This window comes from Flavobacterium sp. (genome assembly GCF_046293665.1).
Classification (GTDB): domain Bacteria; phylum Bacteroidota; class Bacteroidia; order Flavobacteriales; family Flavobacteriaceae; genus Flavobacterium.
Genome location: NZ_JBKBOL010000006.1, coordinates 102,475 through 125,254, shown reverse-complemented (window position 1 = coordinate 125,254; position 22,780 = coordinate 102,475). Strand labels below are relative to the sequence as shown.

At 37.2% G+C, this 22,780-nt stretch carries 19 protein-coding genes and 1 tRNA gene; 13 read left to right on the top strand and 7 right to left on the bottom strand.

Going from position 1 to position 22,780, the window contains the following annotated elements; genetic code table 11:
- Positions 1-26: 26 nt before the first annotated feature.
- The 4 genes from lptB to ACK4R1_RS10215 all read right to left on the bottom strand — a co-directional run bounded on the left by lptB (position 27) and on the right by ACK4R1_RS10215 (position 3,040).
- Positions 27-767, bottom strand: a complete 741-nt coding sequence (gene lptB / locus ACK4R1_RS10230) for an LPS export ABC transporter ATP-binding protein (protein WP_409686493.1) — start codon at positions 765-767, stop codon at positions 27-29.
- Positions 768-916: 149 nt separating this feature from the next.
- Positions 917-1,267 (bottom strand): carboxymuconolactone decarboxylase family protein, encoded by a 351-nt coding sequence (locus ACK4R1_RS10225; RefSeq protein WP_409686491.1) that lies wholly within the window; start codon positions 1,265-1,267, stop codon positions 917-919.
- Complete coding sequence (gene tatC / locus ACK4R1_RS10220) at positions 1,260-2,075, bottom strand: twin-arginine translocase subunit TatC (protein ID WP_409686489.1); 816 nt, start codon at positions 2,073-2,075, stop codon at positions 1,260-1,262. The genes ACK4R1_RS10225 and tatC overlap by 8 nt, the downstream gene beginning before the upstream one ends.
- Positions 2,075-3,040, bottom strand: coding sequence for an SIS domain-containing protein (locus ACK4R1_RS10215; protein WP_409686487.1), 966 nt, complete (start codon positions 3,038-3,040; stop codon positions 2,075-2,077). The genes tatC and ACK4R1_RS10215 overlap by 1 nt, the downstream gene beginning before the upstream one ends.
- A gap of 86 nt (positions 3,041-3,126) precedes the next feature.
- Between ACK4R1_RS10215 and recQ the strand changes: the two genes are divergently transcribed.
- Entirely contained in the window at positions 3,127-5,322 is a 2,196-nt protein-coding gene (gene recQ / locus ACK4R1_RS10210) for a DNA helicase RecQ (protein ID WP_409686485.1), read from the top strand.
- 99 nt (positions 5,323-5,421) lie between these two features.
- On the opposite strand, the gene ACK4R1_RS10205 is transcribed toward recQ, so the two are convergent.
- Positions 5,422-9,816, bottom strand: coding sequence for a T9SS type A sorting domain-containing protein (locus ACK4R1_RS10205; protein ID WP_409686483.1), 4,395 nt, complete (start codon positions 9,814-9,816; stop codon positions 5,422-5,424).
- A gap of 177 nt (positions 9,817-9,993) precedes the next feature.
- Positions 9,994-10,230: a hypothetical protein gene (locus ACK4R1_RS10200; protein ID WP_409686481.1), complete on the bottom strand. Its 237-nt coding sequence runs from the start codon at positions 10,228-10,230 to the stop codon at positions 9,994-9,996.
- A gap of 108 nt (positions 10,231-10,338) precedes the next feature.
- On the opposite strand from ACK4R1_RS10200, the gene ACK4R1_RS10195 reads away from it, so the two are divergent.
- The 6 genes from ACK4R1_RS10195 to ACK4R1_RS10170 all read left to right on the top strand — a co-directional run bounded on the left by ACK4R1_RS10195 (position 10,339) and on the right by ACK4R1_RS10170 (position 18,521).
- The gene (locus ACK4R1_RS10195; protein ID WP_409686479.1) at positions 10,339-11,901 is read left to right on the top strand and encodes an NAD(P)/FAD-dependent oxidoreductase; all 1,563 of its coding nucleotides are present in this window, start codon (positions 10,339-10,341) and stop codon (positions 11,899-11,901) included.
- 83 nt (positions 11,902-11,984) lie between these two features.
- Positions 11,985-13,037: a hypothetical protein gene (locus tag ACK4R1_RS10190; protein WP_409686477.1), complete on the top strand. Its 1,053-nt coding sequence runs from the start codon at positions 11,985-11,987 to the stop codon at positions 13,035-13,037.
- An 80-nt stretch (positions 13,038-13,117) separates the two neighbouring features.
- Positions 13,118-13,642, top strand: a complete 525-nt coding sequence (locus ACK4R1_RS10185) for an RNA polymerase sigma factor (RefSeq protein WP_409686475.1) — start codon at positions 13,118-13,120, stop codon at positions 13,640-13,642.
- 11 nt (positions 13,643-13,653) lie between these two features.
- Positions 13,654-14,556: a FecR family protein gene (locus tag ACK4R1_RS10180; protein WP_409686473.1), complete on the top strand. Its 903-nt coding sequence runs from the start codon at positions 13,654-13,656 to the stop codon at positions 14,554-14,556.
- Positions 14,553-16,847 carry a TonB-dependent receptor plug domain-containing protein gene (locus tag ACK4R1_RS10175; RefSeq protein WP_409686471.1) on the top strand — a complete coding sequence of 765 codons (2,295 nt, stop codon included), beginning with the start codon at positions 14,553-14,555 and terminating at the stop codon, positions 16,845-16,847. Before ACK4R1_RS10180 ends, ACK4R1_RS10175 begins: the two co-directional genes overlap by 4 nt.
- Positions 16,848-16,940: 93 nt before the next feature.
- Complete coding sequence (locus ACK4R1_RS10170) at positions 16,941-18,521, top strand: NADP-dependent glyceraldehyde-3-phosphate dehydrogenase (protein WP_409686470.1); 1,581 nt, start codon at positions 16,941-16,943, stop codon at positions 18,519-18,521.
- Between the two features lie 34 nt (positions 18,522-18,555).
- On the opposite strand, the gene ACK4R1_RS10165 is transcribed toward ACK4R1_RS10170, so the two are convergent.
- A complete protein-coding gene (locus ACK4R1_RS10165; protein WP_409686468.1) occupies positions 18,556-19,653 on the bottom strand; it encodes a bifunctional methionine sulfoxide reductase B/A protein in 1,098 nt (365 codons plus the stop codon).
- Between the two features lie 163 nt (positions 19,654-19,816).
- On the opposite strand from ACK4R1_RS10165, the gene idi reads away from it, so the two are divergent.
- From idi to ACK4R1_RS10135, 6 genes are all read left to right on the top strand, one after another.
- Positions 19,817-20,344 (top strand): isopentenyl-diphosphate Delta-isomerase, encoded by a 528-nt coding sequence (gene idi, locus ACK4R1_RS10160; RefSeq protein ID WP_409686466.1) that lies wholly within the window; start codon positions 19,817-19,819, stop codon positions 20,342-20,344.
- A gap of 30 nt (positions 20,345-20,374) precedes the next feature.
- Positions 20,375-20,785: a 6-pyruvoyl trahydropterin synthase family protein gene (locus ACK4R1_RS10155; RefSeq protein WP_409686464.1), complete on the top strand. Its 411-nt coding sequence runs from the start codon at positions 20,375-20,377 to the stop codon at positions 20,783-20,785.
- Positions 20,785-21,237 carry a peroxiredoxin gene (locus tag ACK4R1_RS10150; RefSeq protein ID WP_409686462.1) on the top strand — a complete coding sequence of 151 codons (453 nt, stop codon included), beginning with the start codon at positions 20,785-20,787 and terminating at the stop codon, positions 21,235-21,237. Before ACK4R1_RS10155 ends, ACK4R1_RS10150 begins: the two co-directional genes overlap by 1 nt.
- A 19-nt stretch (positions 21,238-21,256) precedes the next feature.
- Positions 21,257-22,219, top strand: a complete 963-nt coding sequence (locus tag ACK4R1_RS10145) for a type I phosphomannose isomerase catalytic subunit (protein ID WP_409686460.1) — start codon at positions 21,257-21,259, stop codon at positions 22,217-22,219.
- A gap of 55 nt (positions 22,220-22,274) precedes the next feature.
- Positions 22,275-22,541, top strand: a complete 267-nt coding sequence (locus tag ACK4R1_RS10140; protein ID WP_409686458.1) for a hypothetical protein — start codon at positions 22,275-22,277, stop codon at positions 22,539-22,541.
- Positions 22,542-22,619: 78 nt separating this feature from the next.
- Positions 22,620-22,693: transfer RNA gene (locus tag ACK4R1_RS10135), tRNA-Thr, on the top strand.
- The last annotated feature ends 87 nt before the right edge of the window (positions 22,694-22,780 follow it).

Sequence of the window (22,780 nt, the reverse complement as noted above, 5' to 3'; positions counted from 1 at the left end):
AGTGAAAGTCTATTTTCTTTTTTCTTTTAAAAATGCAACTTCTTTTTACGCAACTCAAAGTTTTGTCCGAGATACACTTTTCTCACCATTTCATCAGCAGCCAATTCTTCCGGATTTCCGGCTTTTAAAATACCACCTTCGAACATTAGATAGGTTTTGTCGGTAATGGCTAAAGTTTCTTGAACGTTGTGATCGGTAATTAAGATACCGATGTTTTTGTTTTTTAATTGGGCTACAATTCTTTGAATGTCTTCTACCGCTACCGGATCAACGCCTGCAAAAGGTTCGTCCAATAATATGAATTTCGGATCCGTCGCCAAAGCACGAGCGATTTCGGTACGTCTTCTTTCACCACCCGAAAGTAAATCACCACGATTGGTTCTAATATGTTCTAAACTGAATTCGGCAATCAGACTTTCCATTTTGGCCACTTGTTCTTCTTTGGTCAATTTGGTTAACTGTAGAACGCTCAAAATATTATCTTCAATACTCAATTTTCTGAATACCGAAGCTTCTTGTGCCAAATAACCAATGCCGTTTTGAGCCCGTTTGTACATCGGGAAATCGGTGATGTTCATGTCATCCAAATAGATGTTTCCTGAATTGGGTTTTACCAAGCCAACAATCATGTAAAAAGAAGTCGTTTTTCCGGCACCATTAGGCCCTAAAAGCCCCACAATTTCTCCTTGGTTTACTTCTACAGAGATGCCTTTGACAACGCTTCTGCCTTTGTAGGTTTTGATTAAATTTTCGGCTCTTAATTTCATTAATTTGAAGATTTGATAATTTGGAAATTTGAAAATGCCAAACTATATTACTTTGTGTAATTTATTTTTTGGAAAATTAAGAAAAAATAGATGACTTACAATTGATGTTAACAAATCGTTCGAAAGATAATTTTCAAATTGTTTCATCTTCAAATTTTCAAATCTTCTAAGGCTTCCCAAAACTCGTATGCTCTTCTTAAATGCGGAATTACTATCGTTCCGCCAACTAAAGTGGCAATTCCCATGGCTTCCATCATTTCTTCTTTGGTGATGCCTTCTTTGTAACTGGTTTCCAAATGGTATTTGATGCAGTCATCGCAACGCAATACGGTTGAAGCTACTAATCCTAAAAGCTCTTTGGTTTTTACATCTAAAGCGCCTTCGGCATAAGCATTGGTATCCAAATTGAAAATTCGCTTTACAATTTTGTTATTGTCAGCCAATAACTTTTCGTTCATTTTAGAACGATAGTCGTTAAATTCTTGTACTAAATCAGCCATTTTGTTTTTCTTTTTTTACCACAAATGCGGAAATTAAAATACTCAATTCATATAAAATCAAGATAGGAACAGAAACGATTACTTGACTCGGGATATCCGGTGGTGTAACTATAGCGGAAACGATTAGGATTAGTACGATAGCAGCTCTTCGGTATTTCCTCAAAAATTCAGGAGTTACCAATCCTAATTTGGTTAAAAAATAAATGATAATGGGTAGTTCGAAAACCAATCCACTTACAATTACAGAGGTTTTAATAATACTAATATAAGATTCTACCGTAAATTGATTGATAATTGTGTCGCTTACATTGAAAGTAGCAAAAAAATTAATGGTCAACGGAACTATAATAAAGTAGCCGAAAAGCACTCCAATAAAAAACAGCAACGAGGAAACAATGATAAATAAACCAGCTTTTTTGCGCTCATTTTCATATAAGGCCGGACGAATAAATTTCCATAATTCCCAAAGAATATAAGGGAAGCCCAATATAAATCCTGTGGTTATCAGTATCCATAGATAAATAGAAAACTGACCGCCAACTTCTGTATTTTGTATGATAAAAGAAAATTCAGTGGCACAAGCGTAAGAATCGTCTGCACCAAAGAAACGCGTTACTTCACAAAAGAATTTATAGGTGATGAAGTTCGGATCTTTTGGTCCGAAAATAATTTGATTGAAAATAAAATCATCAATAAAATACGAAGCACAGGCAATGATGATAATCGCAAGTGTACTTCTGACCAACAACCATCTCAATTCCTCCAGATGGTCTAAAAAAGACATTTCTTTAAGCTCTTTTTTTGCCATTATACGATGCCTTCTTTTAAAATATCATGTAAATGTAAAACGCCTTTGTATTCGCCATTATCTACCACAACCAATTGCGTAATAGAGAAATCTTCTAAAATATTCAAGGCATCACTAACCATATCGGTTGACTTTATCATTTTCGGATTCACGGTCATGATGTCTTGGGCGACTAAACCGGAAATGCTCTCCGTTTTGTTCAACATTCTACGGATATCACCATCAGTAATAATTCCGATTACTTTATTATTATCGACCACTGCGGTAACTCCTAAACGTTTTTCGGAAATTTCCACAATAACTGTTTTGATGTTTGAATCGGGTGCAACAATTGGTTTATGAGTAGTATCGAGCATATCGCCAACACGGAGTAATAGTTTTTTACCCAAAGCACCACCGGGATGGTATTTGGCGAAATCTTCGGCAGTAAAGTTTCTCATTTGCATTAAGCAAACCGCAATCGCATCACCCATCACTAATTGTGCAGTTGTACTGTTGGTTGGTGCCAAGTTAATTGGACAAGCTTCACTGTCTACATAAGTATTCAAAACATAATGGGCTTCTTTGCCTAAAAACGAAGTGGTGTTTCCGGTAATGGCTACCAATTTGTTGCCAAAACGTTTCAACAACGGAACCAAAACTTTAATCTCCGGACTATTACCGCTTTTAGAAATACAAATTACGACATCGCCGGGTTGTACCATGCCTAAATCGCCATGAATGGCTTCGGAAGCGTGAAGGAATAAAGAAGGTGTTCCGGTCGAATTTAATGTGGCCACAATTTTTTGAGCAATGATGGCACTTTTGCCAATTCCTGTCACAACTAATCTTCCGGTTGCGTTGTATATGATTTCAACTGTTTTGACAAAATCGTCATTGACAAAATCCACCAGCTTCGCAATGGCTTCACTTTCTGATAATATGGTCTTCTTGGCAGAGGCTAAAATGGTTTCTTTAGGTATCAAAATTGAAATAATATAAAATTTGTATGTATGAAAGAAAGTCGTATCTTTATGTTTGCAAATTTATGTAAAAATACCATTAACACAGAATGAATTTAGACGAAATTGACATCCACAAAGAATTAAAAAAGTATTTTGGTTTTAGCCAATTTAAAGGTTTACAGGAACAAGTCATCAAAAGTATTATTACCAAACATAATACATTCGTTATAATGCCAACCGGTGGTGGAAAATCACTTTGTTACCAATTACCGGCCTTAATACAAAACGGAACAGCAATTGTGGTTTCGCCTCTAATTGCTTTAATGAAAAATCAAGTCGATGCCATCCGAAGTTTGTCTTCTGAAAATGGTATTGCACATGTATTGAATTCGTCACTGACCAAAACCGAGATTAATCAGGTTAAAAAGGATATTACCTCAGGAATTACCAAATTATTATATGTCGCTCCCGAATCTTTGACTAAAGAAGAATATGTAGAATTTTTGCAAAGTGTGCCCATATCATTTGTTGCGATAGATGAAGCCCATTGTATCTCAGAATGGGGACACGATTTCAGACCCGAATACCGCAATCTGAGACATATTATCAAACAATTAGGCGATGTACCTGTAATCGGTTTAACGGCTACGGCTACGCCAAAAGTTCAGGAAGATATTCTGAAAAATTTGGATATGTCTGACGCTACGACGTTTAAAGCGTCTTTCAACCGTCCGAATTTATTTTACGAAGTACGCACCAAAACCAAAAATATCGAAGCGGATATCATTCGTTTTATCAAACAGCACAAAGGCAAATCGGGCATCATTTATTGCTTAAGCCGTAAAAAGGTTGAAGAAATTGCCGAAGTACTTCAAGTAAACGGAATTTCAGCCGTTCCGTATCACGCCGGTTTGGATGCTAAAACCCGTGCCAAACACCAAGATATGTTCTTAATGGAAGATGTTGATGTGGTTGTAGCAACTATCGCTTTCGGAATGGGAATTGACAAACCTGATGTTCGTTTTGTCATTCACCACGATATTCCGAAATCTTTAGAAAGTTATTACCAAGAAACCGGTCGTGCCGGACGCGATGGAGGAGAAGGTCATTGTTTGGCTTACTACTCGTATAAAGATGTAGAAAAACTGGAAAAATTCATGTCGGGTAAACCGGTAGCGGAACAAGAAATTGGTTTTGCCTTATTACAAGAAGTGGTCGCTTATGCCGAAACTTCGATGTCGCGACGTAAATTCTTGTTGCATTATTTCGGAGAAGAATTCGACAGCGAAACCGGTGAAGGCGCCGATATGGATGACAATGTTCGCAACCCGAAAACCAAAGTCGAAGCCAAAGAACAAGTCAAAATGCTGTTGGAAGTCGTTCGCGATACCAAGTATTTATACAAATCAAAAGAAATTGTGTTTACGCTTATCGGAAGAGTAAATGCGACTATAAAAGCCCATAGAACCGACACCCAAACCTTTTTCGGTTGTGGTTCTAACTTTGATGAACGCTACTGGATGGCGTTGATTCGTCAAGTTTTAGTCGATGGCTTATTGACCAAAGACATTGAAACTTACGGTATTTTAAAAGTTTCCGATAAAGGTCATGAGTTCATTAAAAATCCGGTTTCGTTCATGATGTCGGAAGACCATGAATACAGCGAAAGCGAAGACGAAGCCATAGTAACGGCAGCCAAATCAAGCGGGACAGCCGATGAAGCTTTGATGAGTATGTTGCGTGAATTGCGTAAAAAAGTGGCTAAGAAACTCGGCGTTCCACCATTTGTGGTGTTCCAAGATCCGTCTTTAGAAGATATGGCGTTGAAATACCCAATCACTATTGATGAATTGAGTAATGTGCATGGTGTTGGTGAAGGCAAAGCCAAAAAATACGGAAAAGAGTTTGTTGAACTTATAGAAAGATATGTAGAAGACAACGATATCATTCGTCCGGATGATTTGGTGGTAAAATCTACCGGAGCTAATTCGGCCAATAAATTATACATCATTCAAAATATAGACAGAAAATTATCTTTAGATGATATCGCTAAAGCTAAAGGTTTTACGATGGATAATTTGCTTAAAGAAATGGAGCAAATCGTTTATTCAGGAACCAAATTGAATATCAGCTATTGGATAAACGAAATTTTAGACGAAGAACAACAAGAAGAAATTCATGAGTATTTTATGGATTCTGAATCGGACAAGATTGAAGACGCACTAAAAGAATTCGACGGCGACTATGATATCGAAGAATTGCGTTTGATGCGAATTAAATTTATTAGTGAAGTGGCTAACTAAAGTTTGCAGTCGCAGTCACAGTTTTCAGACAAGTGGATAATAATAAATTAAAAACGGCTACCTTTTGAGTAGCCGTTTTTTTGCAATGAAGTTTAGTTTTTATCTTTTAACCACTTGAAGGGTTTTTGCTTTACCTTCTTGTGTTACTGATACATTGTAAATTCCGGATGGATATCCATTTCCGATTTCAACATTAGATAGCTCGTTATGACTAACGGTTCTATATTCAATTAATCTTCCCACCATGTCATACACTTTGATGTTTACATCTGCGGCATTATTGGTTTGAATATCTAATCTAAAAGTGGAGCTGTAAGGGTTCGGATAAGCCACCACTCTTGATAATAATTGTGAAGTTGGATTGCCTAAATCACACTCTTCAACAGTTTGTACAGTGGCTGTCACTGGAACTCTTGCAGATGAACAAACTTCAGTAATATTCCAATCGAAGAAGAAGTAGTAGCTATAAGTATCAACATCACCATAAGCATATCCTCCAACAATTGATACAGCACCTGTGTTAACCGGGAAAGGACTAGGGAACGGGCTTACGTAAGCCAAAGTATTGTCATAAGAAGCACCATCAGTGATTAGAAGCGTATAATTTTCTCCGGCTTGTAATACATAATTAAGAGCAACGGTTTGTGCTGTATTGGTTGGAGACCATCCTGAAGCTGTATCAGGGGTGAAAATAACATCGGCAGTTCCCGGTACTTGAATTCCATTTTGGAATACTTTAATGGTTATAGGTGCCGCACCGGTTCCACCAGGGTTTTGTTGCGGATAAACTTTAACCGAATTTAAAATAATAGAATTCGATAAATTGAAGGCTAAACCTCTATCTAATGTACCTGAACCGTAGCCGTCATTAGTGTAAGCCATACCTGCTGTACCTGCCGTACTTGATTCTGTTCCGGCATAGTAAGTTGTAGTTGCTGTGATTACAGGTGTTGTAAACGAGTTTCCTGTAGCCAATGCAGTACCACCAACTTGAGACGCATACCATTTCACATCACCTACTGAAGAAGTAGCTGATAAAGTAGCCGTATCGGTTGGTTGACAAATTGTTGCCGGAGTGGTAGTTACAATAGTATTATTTAAGGTAATTTGAATTGGTGTTGAAGCTACTGTAGTTGTGCTGAATGAACAAGTAACATTACAACGATAGTAAGTATTTTCAACCGGAGCAACTGAAGCAGTTGTGTCTGTAGCTCCGTCAATATCTGTATAGTTTGAATCAGTTGTAGAACTTTGCCATTGGTAGGTTATGCCTTCACCAACTACAATATTTTCTAAACTTAAAGTTACCGCTTTACCACCACAAATACTGGTTTCTGTAGATAAGGTATTACCCGGAGTTACAGCAGAACATTCCGCTTGCCTTGCTGTAGAAAAATAACCGTAAAAATCAGCAAAAGGTAATGGATCAGCGTTTGAAGTTAAGATGTTTGGAGTGCCTGCCTCAAAAGTTGCTGTAATCCCAAAGTCATTGTCATAAATTCCCGCAGCTGAAGGTGCTTGAACAATAATGCTAGTCTCAATAGCATTGGCATCGGCTACTTTAATATTGAAATCGATAACAGTACCGGCTGTTTTAGAAACTTCCCATCTGTTCTGACTTAAATAGGCAATATTTGCTGAAGGTGTTCCCGGATTTGTTTCAAAAGCCTCTACTTTTAAATTGGTCCCCGGACTTCCAAAACCTCCAGCAGGAGTTGTAACAGCTACCCAAATCGGCGAATAAGATGATTTTCCAACTGGGAAAAGGAATCTTTCTATGACAAAATCAAATTCACTATTTAAATCTGTAGCATTCTGTCCACCACCAATATCTTTAGCAAAAGGGCCATCTATATAACAAGTTTCCCCAAAATTACCGGTTACAGATGCAGTATACGACATGGCTGGTGCTCCAACAGTTAATACGCTAGTTGCTGAGGTATGAATGATTCCTTCAGTCATTGTCAATCCGACCACCACATTAAAAGGTACCAAGAAAGTTACGCCTTCGGCACTGGTGTTGTTAACTCTAAGTTGGGAAACCGAACCGGTATTGGCAGGTGTATTCAAGATGGTTTCAGTTTGGGCATTAAATGTACCTGAGCCCGAAATGGTTTGTGCTTTATCAGTAGCTACTGAATTGCCATCTATATAATTACCAAAATAGGTGTTGTTGTATAAATTTAACGCTCCGTTATTGATAACATTTCCACCAAAATAAGTATCAACACCTTGACCTTTTACTTTTCCTTGTGTAATGGTAAAATCATTTTGAACATTCATTATTGAACTACCACTAGAATTACTAGAATCTAAATTAACAAAACGGTTGGTAGCGTCTGGAGCATTTACAATTAAGTTGTTTAAGGAAAGTACTCCTTCTCCAGCTCTGAAATTACAATTGAATCCGTTAGTAGTTACAGTACTTTTTTCGATTGATATTCCGTCACCAATTTTTAAAGTGTGATTAGCACCAATTGCATAATGACTACTTGATTGGTATACAAAAGTTGAAGGAGAACTAGAAACATTATAAAAAGTTAAACTTAAAGGTAAAGTCAAACCAGTCTCGGGTAAACTTGGGTTAGTGTTGATAGATCCGTCAAAATTGATGTTAGCGACTGTAGTGCCGAAAGGAATTCCGTCGCCAACTATAACCTGTCCAACCGATACACCGTCAATAGCATCTAAAGTTACACTGGAAGGATACCAACAAAACCATCCCGTACAAGGAACAATGGCTGTAGCTGTGTGAGTGGTTGCTATGCTTGCACTTGAAACCGCAGGGTCAACAATAGTTATTGAACCTCCGGTTAAGTTTAAAGTTGCATTTTCAATTTTGAAGATTGTCTGGTCAGTACTTGTAGCTGCGTCACCATTGTGATTACCATCAACGATAATATCTCCAGCAATTTGGTTGAATGTACTTCCATTGGCGTGTACAACATTTCCGTTTACTACCAGAGAACCTCCGTTTATAGTATAAGTTCCTCCGTTGAAAAAAGTAGCGTTGTTATTTGTGCAACCAATTGTTAAAGTAGAAGACTCACTTACTAAAGTAGCTCCGGCAGAAATATTTATACCAGCTACCGAATTAGTAGCGTTAACTGTTACAGTGTGTCCTGAAAGTAAGGTTACTGTATCTCCACAAGTAGGAATACTATTGCTACTCCAAGTTGAAGTAGTATTCCAATCACCGGTTTGTACTGATGTCACCGGAGTGTCTAATGCGGCATTATAACCTACTTGAAAAGTATTGTCTAAATCGGAATCAGAAAGGTTTTTTCTTGAAGCAAATGGGGTAACGGTTCCCGTTTGGTGGTTGCCAATTGTTGTACCGTCTACTTTAATAATTCTTGAATTACCATTCTTGATTAAATAAGCGTCTTGAACAGAAAAGGCTATAGTATGGTTTCCTAACGGAAAGGCATAGGTAGCATCTTTAGCAATGGTCCATGCACCTTCATAAATGTCGGTTACAGTATAACTCCCATCCGTTACAGAAAACCCGGAAGCTACTCCTGTTTCGTCATAATAGGTTACCGAAAGTTCTCCCGATGTTCCGGAAACATTTGGATCATTCGGTCTCGATATAAATGTTGATCTGCTCTTACCATTAGCACTGATAAATGGGAATAATGTATTGCTATTGTAGTAATCAGTACCCGGCGTTATGGCAATAGGATTGTCATACTGACTATACCATCTTCCAATTGTCCCGCTTAAAAAGCCACTGCCAGAGGCAATAGTCGAACTTGCAGTAGCATAATTTCCAATGGTCATTTTATTGGTGCCTAAGTTAATTCGGGTATTGGTAAGTGATAGTACACTTCTAATTTTGATGTTGTTAAATCCCCAAATTATATTTGGAGTAGCTGTACTTGTGTTATTTACAATCAGTTGATTAATAACAGCTCCGGTATTAGTATTGTCTGTTAAATACAAAGTCCCTCCAAAAGTCCCCAAACCACTCACGGTTTGTACTGTTGAACCGTTCAAATTCAAAGCGCCTTCCGGTAAGTAACTAGCACCAATGGACAAATCAATTCTACCATTGTTGGTGATATTTCCTGCTACTGTAAGCTGTGTTCCTTTGTCATAGCCCCAACCGCCTGCATCATAATAGAAAATTCCATCAAACAAACCACCTGAGTTAACTGTCAAGTTACCGGTTATTATAAAATCAGCTGAGTTAGAACCGCTTTCTAATGTGCCACCTATCGTAGCGTTGTTTACTGTTATCAAATCGTCAAGAAGTACTGTTGTGCCTGCTGCGATGATAATGTTGTCAATAGAAGTTGGCGCAGTTGCTGTTCCCCAAGTTACAGGATCAGTAAAGTTCCCCGATTGTACTGAAGTAAACGTCGCTTGCGATTGTACACTTGTCACAACAAGCAATAGCATCACAACAGAGATAAAACTTTTCTCTTTTGAGATTTTGGTTCGATTGTAATCTCGACTTGAAAGATTCTTAAAAATGTAGTTTAATAACATAATGATATAGGTGGATTAGTTAATTATCCAAATCTAATTACTTATCTCCTATATATTATAGGTTACACTTTCAAAATGGTAGAATTTCTAAAGCTATTTTAACGAATTTTTCCTTTGTTTTATTGGGTTTGTCGATAAAATACATAATGAGTATGTGATCTGTCCTCGAGAATCTGATTACTCATAAATTTCTCCGCGATGAGGCTTCAAAGTATCTCGAACAGCAATCATATTTTCATCCGTAACGACCATAAAGGCAATCGCATGCATCTCATTTATGATTTCAAATCCCGTAATATTGAGTGGCAATTTTTCGATAGTAATGTATTCCTTTAAATGAATTTCATGATGCTCTGCCGTTTTAGCAGAAGCCGGTCCGCGAAAATCCCAAATAAGTTTGATTTGTCTTGACATTTTAGTTTCAATGTAGTTTTTTGCAAAATTACGATAACAATTTTCAAATTCTTACTTTTGCCACTCGAGATCTTTAGGTCGAACCGTTACAAAGTAAAAAAATAGCCCATGCCACAAGAATTACTCATTCAAGTTTCTCCCGAAATAGCAGCCAACGAAAGTTTGCTCTATGAGTATGTAGCAAAATCAGTTAGGGTTTCAACGAAATTGGTTCAGAAAGTAGTAATTCTAAAACGGTCAATCGACGCTCGTCAAAAAGCCATAAAGGTCAATCTTAAAGTTTCGGTTTATCTGATAGATGAAAAATATACGGAACAAAAAATTGAATTACCCGATTATCAAAATATTTCCAATGCGCAAGAAGTAATCATCGTTGGAGCAGGTCCGGCCGGACTTTTCGCAGCCTTGCAATTAATTGAATTGGGCTTAAAGCCAATTGTAATTGAACGAGGAAAAGACGTTCGCGGACGTCGTCGTGATTTGAAAGCGATTAACGTTGACCACATCGTCAATGAAGATTCCAATTATTGTTTTGGCGAAGGTGGAGCAGGAACGTATTCCGATGGAAAATTATACACCCGTTCTAAAAAACGCGGTGATGTCGACAGAATTTTACAATTATTAGTCGGTTTCGGCGCAACACCAGATATTTTAGTCGAAGCACATCCGCATATCGGAACCAATAAATTACCGCAAATTATACAAGACATTCGTGAAAAAATCATCGAGTGCGGCGGACAAGTGTTATTCGAAACCCGTGTAACCGATTTTGTAGTGAAGAATAACGTAATGCAAGGCATCGTGACCCAAAACGGTGATACGATTTCTGCTAGTAAAGTCATTTTGGCCACAGGACATTCCGCTCGAGATATTTTTGAATTACTCGATAGAAAAAAGATTTTCATCGAAGCCAAACCTTTTGCACTAGGCGTTCGTGCTGAACATCCGCAAGAATTAATCGATAAAATCCAATACAGTTGTGACTTCCGTGGCGAACATTTACCACCGGCACCGTATTCGATTGTGAAGCAAGTCAACGGCCGCGGGATGTATTCGTTTTGTATGTGTCCGGGCGGTGTTATTGCACCATGTGCTACCAGTCCGGGAGAAGTAGTTACCAATGGTTGGTCGCCTTCCAAAAGAGACCAAGCTACTGCAAATTCAGGGATTGTAGTCGAATTAAAACTCGAAGATTTCAAACCATTTGCCCAATTCGGAGCCTTGGCCGGAATGGAATTCCAAAAAAGCATCGAGCAAAAAGCATGGCATTTGGCAGGGGAAACCCAAAAAGTACCGGCACAAAGAATGGTTGATTTTACCCAAAATAAAGTATCGGCATCTATTCCCAAAACTTCCTATGTTCCCGGAACAACATCTGTAGAAATGGGACAAGTTTTCCCCGGATTTTTAACTCAAATCATGCGCGAAGGTTTTATCCAATTCGGAAAATCAATGCGAGGTTATATGACCAATGAAGCCATACTTCATGCACCCGAAAGTCGAACATCTTCTCCGGTTAGAATTCCACGTGACAGTGAATCGTTAGAACATCCTCAAATTAAAGGACTTTATCCTTGTGGCGAAGGCGCCGGTTTTGCAGGTGGCATCATTTCAGCCGCTATCGATGGTGAAAAATGTGCTTTGAAAATTGCACTAAGTCTCTCAAAATAAATTATATTTCATTTTTATTTAGAAAAAAGTAGGGTGATGGCATTTTGTGTTGTCTAACCTTTAAACACTAAATTATAAATAAGATGAAAAAGATTAAAATTTTACTATTGCTATTGACCGTTTCGGTTGCGGGTTTCTATTCATGTACTGATAATGATCCGGTAGAAAATGAGATTGTAACTTCAAAAAGTATTTCGCTGAGAGTTACACTGAACGAGATTAAAAAAGCCAACAATATTAACGGAAAAAATGATTTTGCTACCCAAGACCAAGCGTTTTGTTTCAATTTTGTTTTCCCAATTAATCTGTCTTATAACAATGGAACGGTAGTTACGGTTTCTTCTTATGAAGGTTTAATTGCGGTTTTGGCCAGTGAAACCAGTACGTTTTATTTTGAAGGTATTCAGTTTCCTTTCCAAGTACAACAAGAGGGTGCGATTACTACCATTGATGACGAAGCCGAATTTTTCGCTTTGATTTTAGAATGTAATTTCCAAACAGTAAACAATTTTGTTTTTGATTTTACGTGTTATGATATTGTTTATCCGATATCGATTGTCAATGCCAATAATCAAACGGTGGTTATCAACACGCAAGCCGAATTAATACAGCAAATTTCGACGCCAACAGGAACCAGTACGTATCAATTAAATATAGTATTTCCTATTTCACTTGTACAAAATGGTGTGACAATAGTTGTGAATGATTTATACGAATTTTTTGAAATCAATAATGATTGTCCTAGCAGTTCTTGTATTTGTACTGCCGATTACAATCCGGTATGTGTCCAAACTACAACCGGTACTGTAATGTATTCAAACGCTTGTTTTGCGATTTGTGACGGATTTACCCAAGCTGATTTTGTAAGTTGTGATCCAATAATTACGACCAATTTCGGGAATGGTTTAGGTACTTGTTTTACCATGAATTATCCGGTGCAAGTTCAGCATCAAGGTGCTTTAGTGACTGTCAATACTAATGCAGAATTGCTACAGTATTATTTTCCGTCATGGTCAAGTATTCCGGCTTTGGTTTACCCTGTAACGGTAAATTTTAATACTCCTACCGGCTCAATTTCGATGGTGTTTGCCAACCAAACCGCTTTTGATTCCGCTATCATCAGTAATTGTAATTAATGGTAATTTATAAAATTGGGAAAGATTAAAGTTAATTACGACACAACCTTAACAATAAGGTTGTGTCTGTAATTTAAGCTATGAAAGAAGAAAACCAAAATACAAAGCTCTGCTCCGAATCGGTATTCCGTTCGGTATTTGACACTAATTTTAAAGTGTTGCGGAACTTTTTGGTGTATCAATTCAGAGGCGATATAGAAAGCGCTGAAGATGTAGCCCAAAATGCTTTTGTCAAACTTTGGGAAAATTGCGGCATTATCCAACCCGAACAAGCCAAAAGCTTTTTATACACCACAGCGATTAGGCTTTCGCTGAATAAAATAAAGCACCATAAAGTCGTTACTACTTTTGAGATACAATTCAAACCCAAATCATCACACAAAGAATCACCAGAATTTTTGATGGAGGAAACCGAATTGAAAATCCAACTTGAAAAAGCCATAAACGATTTGCCCGAAAAGCAAAGAACCGTATTTTTAATGAACCGTTTCGACAATCAGTCCTACGCTGAAATCGCAGCTTCCTTAGATTTATCGGTAAAAGCAGTAGAAAAAAGAATGCATCAAGCCTTATTGTCCCTAAGAAAAGTAGTGAAAAACGTTTGAAAAATTATAAAATGGAAGAGAGCAACGAAACGTATTTATCCGATTGGTTAGCCCATAAAATCACCGATGAACAATTACAACAATTGGTTTCAGAGGAAGATTTTACGGCATTCCAAAAAATCAAAAACACGCTAAACGGTTTTGAAATCAGCCATTCCGATTTGGAACAAAACTTTAGTGCTATCCAACAAAAGTTAGGGGAGAAAAAACAAACTAAAACTAAAGTCATTCCGCTTTGGCGTTATGCTTCGATTGCTGCTAGTTTGCTTATTCTTTTTGGAGTTTATCATTTTTTTATAGCCCAAAATGAAATCTCAACGGGTTTCGGAAATACCCAAATCATCACTTTAGCCGATAATTCTAAAGTGTCTTTGAACGCCAAATCAACGCTAAAGTATTGTAATACTTTCGAATACAAAAGAACTTTACAACTTGACGGAGAAGCCTTTTTTGAAGTTGAAAAAGGAAGTCCGTTTACCGTAGAAACTTCACTCGGCGATATCCTTGTTTTGGGAACCAAGTTTAACGTGATTGCTTTCCAAGATTTCTTCGAAGTAAAATGTTACGAAGGAAAAGTGCAAGTCACCCAAAAAGGAAAATCAACCATTTTAACCCACGGCGAAAGTATTCGTTTTTACAATGGTATTTTGGAAAATTGGGCTGAGGAATCTTCGGCTAAACCAACTTGGATTTCCGGAGAATCATCTTTTAAAAATGTGCCGATGCGTTATGTAATCGAACAATTTAAAAACCAATATAATGTTGAAGTCGAGTATCCGAATTCTATTGTAAACATAAAATTCACCGGAACCTTTACTCATGAAGCATTATCCATAGCGTTGCAGACGATTTGTTTGCCGTTGCATTTAAAATTTAACGAAGACAGTAGCGGAAAAATTATCATTTTTGAATGAAAAAAATAGCTTTGTTGTGCTTCTTTTTGTGCTGGATGCAAGATTCTTGGTCACAAAAAAAGGAGCCATTTATTTATACCAATGCCAAACTCACCAAAGTGCTTTCTGATCTCGAGAAAGCTTTTGCTGTTAAGTATTCCTATGTCGATTCGGTAGTGTCTTCGCAAAGGATTTCTGTTCCGAAAAAACTTTATTCATTAGCCGAAATCAATACAGAAATCGAAAAACAATCGACTTTAAAAGTCATTCAAATTAACGACCGGTTTTATTCAATTAATCAAGTTGAATCTGATGTCAATTCCGAAAAAATCACCCATTTGGAAGAAGTTATAGTCGAAGAATTTTTGGCGAAAGGCATTCAGAAAACCAACCAACATTACATTATTTATCCACAAAAAGTCCAAACACTTCCCGGAATTACCGATGCTGATATTTTGCAATCGCTACAACAATTACCTGGTGTCAAAAGTCCCAATGAAACCGCTACCGGATTGTACATTCGCGGCGGAACGGCTGATCAAAATTTGATACTGATGGATGGCATTCGGTTGTATCATCCCGGACATTTATTCGGCATGATTTCGAGTATCAATCCCAATGTGGAGCAAAAAGTGAATTATTACAACAAAGCGGTGAATTCTAAATTTGGCGAAAGGGTTTCGGGTATAATCGACATCAAATCCACTAATAAAATTTCGGATAAAACCAAAATCAACGCCGGAATTAATGCTTTGAATGCGGATGTTTATGTTCAAATGCCTTTGGTTAAAGACCAATTGGGTTTGCAACTTTCAGGCAGAAAATCTTATACCGAATGGCTACAATCGCCTACGTTTAACCAACTTGAAAACAAAGTTTTTCAAAACACTAATTTTGAAGATTTTGACCATAATAACCAATTCAAATTTCACGATTATTCGGCCAAATTGAATTTTAAACCCAATGATAAAACTGAAATTTCACTATCAGGCTTAGTCATCAAAAACGATTTGGATTATAGAAATGTCATCAAAACCGATAGTGTTAGTAACCAAAAAATGAACATCGAAAACTACGGTTTTAGTCTGAATTGGACACAGAAATACAGTTCTACATTCATTCAAAAAACTTTGATTTTCTATTCGCTTTACAGTTTTGATTATCTCAAAAAACAAGACTACGACACCAATAAATTTGAAGCATTTAAAAAATTAAATCGCGTAGTAGATTCGGGAGCCGAATTGAATTTTGGGTACCAAATCAATGAAAAATCTGTTCTTGACTTCGGATATCAAGTCTTTGGAAATGACATTTCGCATTTGTTTAACAGTTACAATCAAGACATTGGCGTTGTTTTGAGTTTGAAACATTTGTACAATGTTACTCATGCCGGTTATGTGCAATTCAAACAGGATTTTGGTAGTTGGAATTTGCAACCAGGTTTGCGTTATAATTTTTACAGTCAAATGAAAGCGACGAGTGTCGAACCTCGATTTTTGCTTCAAAAAACAATTTCTGAATCCTTGATTTGGCAAGCTTCTTACGAACGAAGAAGTCAGGTTTTGAGTCAGGTTCGAGAAAATGCCACCAACGATTTGAGTTTGGAAAACTACGTTTGGGTGCTTTCGGATAACAATGAATATCCGATTCAGAAAGTCAATCAGTTCAGTTCGGGCATTATTTTTAAAAAGAACAATTGGCTTTTGGATATCGATGCGTATTATAAAAATATCACCGGAATTACTTCATTTACTTTAGGTTTTTTAGGCCAAAACGGCAATGATATCCAACAAGGAAAAGGCTTCACCAAGGGTGTTGATGTATTGCTTCAAAAAAGTGCAGCTTCTTGGCGCGCTTGGCTCACTTACACATATCAAGATTCTCAAAATCGGTTTTCGACTTTAAACGACGGAAATTATTTTGCATCAAATGCCGATATCAAACACAGTGTTAACATCGCTTTCAATAAAAAATGGGACAACTTTTTGTTTACTACCGGTTGGTTTTGGCACACTGGAAAGCCCTTTAGCACGATTAATGATTCGGGAGCAATTACTTCATACAATTCCGAAAGATTGCCGAATTACCATCGCTTAGATATTTCCGGCAGTTATCAGTTCCAAAATGCCAAAGGCCATACTTTTAAAATCGGACTTTCGGTTTACAATCTGTATAACCGCAATATTCTAATCAGCAAAGAATTGGAACGAAACTACGCCACTGTTTCCGATTTTATCACACCAAGTTATTCGATACAGGAATTTTACTCTTTAGGGATTATGCCGAATGTTTTTTTTAGGGTGAATTTCTAAAAGTTTTCAGTTACAACGATTTAGTTAATTTCTTTCCGACCATTGATGTCGAGCGTTTTACCCAAAATGGTAATTTTATAAAAAATCATTTTTATGAGTGCTATTCCAAATGAATTTCAAATTACTTCTTTACTAAACCAAGATACTTATTTAGTCAACGGCGAATTAAAAAAATGGGTAGGCGAAACCACGCCGGTTTTCTCCACGATTTCTTCTACCGATCATTATGCGCCAACTATTTTGGGCTCGATTCCTGCGATGGGTGAAAAAGAAGGCAATGAAGTAGTTAATGCTGCGGTTGCGGCTTATGATAACGGACAAGGGTTGTGGCCAACCATGAAAGTCATTGATCGTATCAAATGCATGGAAAATTTTGTCACCCAAATGAAAGCCACGAGGAGCGAAGTCGTAAAATATTTAATGTGGGAAATTGGGAAATCGTTACCCGATTCCGAAAAAGAGTTTGATAGAACTGTCGAGTATATTTACGACACGATTGAAGATTACAAAGAATTAGACCGAAATAATGCGCGTTTTACGAAAAGCCAAGGCGTAAATGCGATGGTTCGTCGCGGTCCGCTTGGTGTGGTGCTTTGTCTAGGACCATATAATTATCCGCTTAATGAAACCTTTTCGTTGTTGATTCCGGCGATTATCATGGGCAATACGGTGATTTTCAAACCGGCGAAACACGGTGTATTGTTGATTTCTCCTTTATTGACAGCTTTTCAAACTAGTTTTCCCAAAGGCGTAATCAATATCGTTTACGGTCGAGGTCGCGATGTGGCTTCACCCATCATGAAATCAGGAAAAGTCGATATTTTGGCCTTAATTGGCAACAGTAAATCAGCCATTGCCTTGCAAGATTTGCATCCGAATAAAAACCGTTTGCGTTTGATTTTGGGATTAGAAGCGAAAAACCCGGCAATAATTTTACCTGATGCCGATTTAGATTTGGCGATCCAAGAATGCATTACGGGAACGTTGTCTTTTAATGGTCAACGTTGTACGGCACTGAAAATATTATACGTTCACGAATCCATCTCAGCCGAATTCAACCGAAGATTCGCTGAAAAAGTAGATGCTTTGCCTTTTGGAAATCCATGGGAAAAAGGGGTTTCTTTAACGCCGTTACCGGAAAAAGACAAACCCAATTATATCCAAGAATTAATCGATGATGCTCAAGATAAAGGTGCGAAAGTCATCAATCAAAAAGGCGGTGAAAGAACCGAAAACTATATTTTTCCGGCTGTTTTGTTTCCGATTAACAAAGAAATGAGAGTTTATCACGAAGAGCAATTTGGTCCGGTAATTCCAATCTTAACTTTTAAAGACATTCAAGAACCGTTAAATGATATGGCGGAATCGAATTATGGTCAACAAGTGAGTTTGTTTGGTCAAGATATTAAAACCATTGCGCCGCTAATTGATACGTTGGTGAATTTGGTTTGTCGTGTCAACCTAAACAGTTCTTGCCAACGCGGACCGGATGTTTATCCGTTTACCGGAAGAAAAGATTCGGCTGTTGGAACTTTGAGTATACATGATGCGTTGCGTTCGTTCTCCATTCGAACCTTCGTTGCTTCAAAAGACAATGCCTATAACAATGCGATTTTGCAGGAATTGCTCAACAGTAAAGAATCGAATTTCATTAATACCGATTATATTTTATAATAAAAAAAGCCCCGAGAAATAGGGGCTTTTTTTTTTAGTTTTTCTTTTTCAATCTATCTTTAAAGACCTTTTCAAATTTTTCTAGTTTGGGTTGGATGACCATTTGACAATACGGTTGGTTTTTATTGTTTTCGTAATAGTTTTGGTGATTGTCTTTGGCTTTGTAAAACGCTTTAAACGGTTCCAGAGTTGTTACGATTTTATTATTGAAAACTTCTTTGTTCAATTCGGCTATAATACTTTCTGCGGCTTTCTTTTGTTCTTCGTTTTTATAAAAAATCACCGAACGGTATTGCGTACCAACATCAGCGCCTTGACGGTTTAAAGTTGTTGGATCGTGAACAGTAAAAAACACTTGGAAGATTTCATCCAAATTGGTTTTCGTTTTATCGTAAGTGATTTCCACTACTTCAGCGGCGCCGGTCGTACCGGTACAAACTTCTTCATAACTTGGATTTTCTACTTTTCCGCCTGCGAACCCTGAAACTACTTTTTCAACACCGGTTAAGTTTTCATAAACGGCTTCAACGCACCAATAACAACCGCCACCGATAGTAATAGTTTCCAGATTTCCTTTGTTTTGAGCTACAGTTCCATCGGGAACAAAGTCCAAAGAAACGGCGTTCATGCAATATCTTTTACCTGTTGGTTCCGGACCATCGTCAAATAAATGGCCTAAGTGACTGTCACATCTTCCACAAAGGGCTTCAATTCGGCGCATGCCATAAGAATTGTCGTCTTTGAAAGTAATGCTGTTTTTGTTGTCTTGTTCAAAAAAACTTGGCCAACCGCAACTGCTGACAAATTTTTGGTCGGATTTAAAAAGTTTCAAACCGCAAGCTGCGCAATAATAAGTGCCTTTGGTTTCGCTTTTCCACATCGTTCCGGTGAAAGCTCTCTCAGTATCGGCTTGTCGGGCAACCGCATATAAATCGGGCGGTAACACTTTTTTCCATTGGTCATCAGTTAGTACTAATTTAGAAGTATCAGTGTTAGAATAATAAGGATTCTCAGGTTTTGAAATGACGTTTTCCATAGCAATGGTTTTTGTTGTTGTTTTATTGTTTTGGCCACAAGCTGTAAACATAAAAAGTGAGGACAAAACTAAAAAGTTATAAATCGATTTTCTCATAGCGATTAATTTAAAATCTGATACAAATTTACACTACATCTACGTGTTGGAATGTCTAATAGATTACAAATTTCAGTGATTTAAGGAAAGTTTAACGGTTGTTCTATCTGCATAATTAGAGACGCTGATTTTTTTTCGTATTTTTGGACGATTAATAAAAACTATGGTTGAAGAAAAAGTAATCTTGGTCAACGAACAAGATGAACCAATTGGGTTAATGAACAAACTGGAAGCACACGAGAAAGCGGTTTTGCACCGTGCTTTTTCGGTTTTTGTGTTGAATAGTAACAACGAAATTATGTTGCAACAACGCGCGCACCACAAATACCATTCGCCTTTGTTGTGGACCAATACTTGTTGCAGTCACCAACGTGAAGGCGAAACCAATATCCAAGCCGGAAGCCGAAGATTATTTGAAGAAATGGGTTTTAAAACCGAGTTAAAAGAATTGTTCCATTTTATTTACAAAGCACCATTCGACAATGGTTTAACCGAACACGAACTAGATCACGTGATGATTGGTTATTACAATGACGAGCCTCAAATTAATCCCGAAGAAGTCGAAAGTTGGAAATGGATGTGCATCGAAGCCGTACGCCAAGACATGATTCAAAATCCCGATATTTATACGGTTTGGTTTAAGATTATTTTTGATGAATTCTACCATTACCTTGAAGATCACAAAATTTAACTCATAATTCATAACTTATAACTCATAACTATGAGAGTCACCGTATCCAGAAAAGCCCATTTCAACGCCGCACACCGATTGTATCGCAAAGGCTGGTCGATGGAAAAAAATGATGCTGTTTTTGGGAAATGTAATAATCCTAATTTTCATGGTCACAATTACGAATTAATCGTTTCAGTTACGGGTGAAATTGACCAAGAAACCGGTTTTGTGATTGATGTTAAGATTTTATCTGATTTAATCAAAGCCCATATCGAAAATGCCTTCGATCATAAAAACTTAAATCTAGATGTTCCCGAGTTTGCCGATTTGAATCCGACTGCCGAAAATATCGCCGTAGTCATTTGGAACAAACTTCGAAAACACATTGAGGCCAACAAAGATTTAGAAGTCGTTTTATACGAAACGCCACGAAATTTTGTAACCTACAGAGGCGAATAATGGCATTACAAGTCGGAGATAAAATCCTCAATTTTTCAGCGATTGATACCAATGGTAATCAGTTTGAAAGTGACTCAGTTGTTGGTAAAAAATCTCTTGTCATTTATTTTTACCCAAAAGATGATACCCGAGTTTGTACCGAACAAGCCTGTTCTTTTCGAGATCAATACGAAGACTTTAAAGCATTAGGCGCTGAAGTGATTGGTGTAAGTAGTGATTCAGTGAAATCTCATCAAAAGTTTGCCAAACAATATCGGTTGCCTTTTATTTTGCTATCAGATTCCGATAAAAAACTGAGAAAATTATTTGGTGTTCCAAACGATTTACTGGGTCTAATTCCCGGAAGAGTTACTTATGTAATTGATAAAGATGGAATAGTTCAGTTGGTTTTTAACAGTATGTCAGGTAAAATTCACATCCAAAAAGCGCTCGAAATTCTCAAAAGACTATAATTTTACCAAAAATTAAACAATGCAATTCTATCCGTTACAATTTAAGCCGATTTTAAAAGAAAGAATTTGGGGCGGAACCAAATTGAAATCCTACTTAAATAAACCTATTACTTCAGATATAACTGGTGAAAGCTGGGAAATTTCTACGGTTGAGAATGATGTCAGCATAGTAACGAATGGCGATTTTAAAGGAAAATCACTAAACGAGTTAATCAATGAATTTCCTGCAGAAATTTTAGGCACCAAAGTTTATAAAGTTTTCGGTAAACAGTTTCCATTACTTTTCAAATACTTAGATGCTCGCGAAGATTTATCGATTCAATTACATCCTAACGATGAGTTGGCCAAAAAGCGCCACAATTCTTTCGGTAAAACCGAAATGTGGTACGTAATGCAAGCCGATAAAGACGCCAAAATAATCGTTGGTTTTAAAGAAAAATCTTCTCCGTCGGCATACACAGAACATTTAAAGAATAAAACTTTACTCGATTTACTCGATACTAAAAAGGTAAAAAAAGGCGATGTTTTCTTTTTGGCCACCGGAACAATTCACGCAATTGGTGCCGGAAATGTCATCGCCGAAATCCAACAAACTTCTGATATCACCTACCGTGTTTACGATTTCGATAGGGTAGATGGCAATGGCAACAAGCGAGAGTTGCACAATGATTTGGCATTGGAAGCGATTAATTACAATACGGTTGAAGCACAAATAAACTATTCAAAAATAGAAAATACTTCTAATGAGGTAGTCAATTGCCAATACTTCACCACCAATTTTATTCCGCTAAACGGAAAGAGGGAAGTACATAAAAATCAAGAGTCATTCACTGTCTACATGTGTGTTGATGACAATTTTGAATTGAGTTTCGACGGAAAAACATATTCCTATCAAAAAGGAGATACTGTTTTAATTCCGGCTTCATTGACTGATTTTCAGCTAAATGGCAAAGCTTCGATACTAGAAATTTATATTTCGTAGTTGGTGTTCTAAAGATTTAGTGTAATTTTGCCGAAATTTAAAATTTACAATAAAAATGGGAAGTGTTAAAAATTTAAAAAAAGACATCAATTTTGTTTTAGGAGATATCATTGAAGCAGTATACATTTACGAAATGACAACTTCAGGAAAACCATCTGAGCAATCTAACGCTATCATCGATGAGGCGATTACTTCTTTTGACGGTTTGATCGCAAAGGTGAACGCTAAGAAAGTGGAGAATAAAAAGGCACATTTCAAACAAATTAATCTTGAATTAGAACAAACTGCAAATCAATTGGTTGAAAAAATCAACGCTTTGTAGTCTAAAAAAACAATAAAAAAGTGTAAAATTATTTTGGAGAATTCATTTTCGCTATTATATTTGCACTCACATTGAGACGCCAGCATAGCTCAGTTGGCTAGAGCAGCTGATTTGTAATCAGCAGGTCGTGGGTTCGAGTCCCTCTGCCGGCTCAATAGGAAAACCATCACTGAAAAGTGATGGTTTTTTGTTTTTAGCCAAATTAGGACGAGAAGTTCATCCCGATAACAATCGGGAAG

Coding starts and splice junctions, on each gene's coding strand:
- tatC (WP_409686489.1), bottom strand. CDS start 2,075: ATGGCAAAAAAAGAGCTTAAAGAAATGTCTTTTTTAGACCATCTGGAG.
- ACK4R1_RS10185 (WP_409686475.1), top strand. CDS start 13,118: ATGAAAGAAGAAAACCAAAATACAAAGCTCTGCTCCGAATCGGTATTC.
- ACK4R1_RS10190 (WP_409686477.1), top strand. CDS start 11,985: ATGAAAAAGATTAAAATTTTACTATTGCTATTGACCGTTTCGGTTGCG.
- lptB (WP_409686493.1), bottom strand. CDS start 767: ATGAAATTAAGAGCCGAAAATTTAATCAAAACCTACAAAGGCAGAAGC.
- ACK4R1_RS10140 (WP_409686458.1), top strand. CDS start 22,275: ATGGGAAGTGTTAAAAATTTAAAAAAAGACATCAATTTTGTTTTAGGA.
- ACK4R1_RS10175 (WP_409686471.1), top strand. CDS start 14,553: ATGAAAAAAATAGCTTTGTTGTGCTTCTTTTTGTGCTGGATGCAAGAT.
- idi (WP_409686466.1), top strand. CDS start 19,817: ATGGTTGAAGAAAAAGTAATCTTGGTCAACGAACAAGATGAACCAATT.
- ACK4R1_RS10170 (WP_409686470.1), top strand. CDS start 16,941: ATGAGTGCTATTCCAAATGAATTTCAAATTACTTCTTTACTAAACCAA.
- ACK4R1_RS10150 (WP_409686462.1), top strand. CDS start 20,785: ATGGCATTACAAGTCGGAGATAAAATCCTCAATTTTTCAGCGATTGAT.
- ACK4R1_RS10165 (WP_409686468.1), bottom strand. CDS start 19,653: ATGAGAAAATCGATTTATAACTTTTTAGTTTTGTCCTCACTTTTTATG.
- recQ (WP_409686485.1), top strand. CDS start 3,127: ATGAATTTAGACGAAATTGACATCCACAAAGAATTAAAAAAGTATTTT.
- ACK4R1_RS10200 (WP_409686481.1), bottom strand. CDS start 10,230: ATGTCAAGACAAATCAAACTTATTTGGGATTTTCGCGGACCGGCTTCT.
- ACK4R1_RS10155 (WP_409686464.1), top strand. CDS start 20,375: ATGAGAGTCACCGTATCCAGAAAAGCCCATTTCAACGCCGCACACCGA.
- ACK4R1_RS10225 (WP_409686491.1), bottom strand. CDS start 1,267: ATGGCTGATTTAGTACAAGAATTTAACGACTATCGTTCTAAAATGAAC.
- ACK4R1_RS10180 (WP_409686473.1), top strand. CDS start 13,654: ATGGAAGAGAGCAACGAAACGTATTTATCCGATTGGTTAGCCCATAAA.
- ACK4R1_RS10205 (WP_409686483.1), bottom strand. CDS start 9,816: ATGTTATTAAACTACATTTTTAAGAATCTTTCAAGTCGAGATTACAAT.
- ACK4R1_RS10145 (WP_409686460.1), top strand. CDS start 21,257: ATGCAATTCTATCCGTTACAATTTAAGCCGATTTTAAAAGAAAGAATT.
- ACK4R1_RS10195 (WP_409686479.1), top strand. CDS start 10,339: ATGCCACAAGAATTACTCATTCAAGTTTCTCCCGAAATAGCAGCCAAC.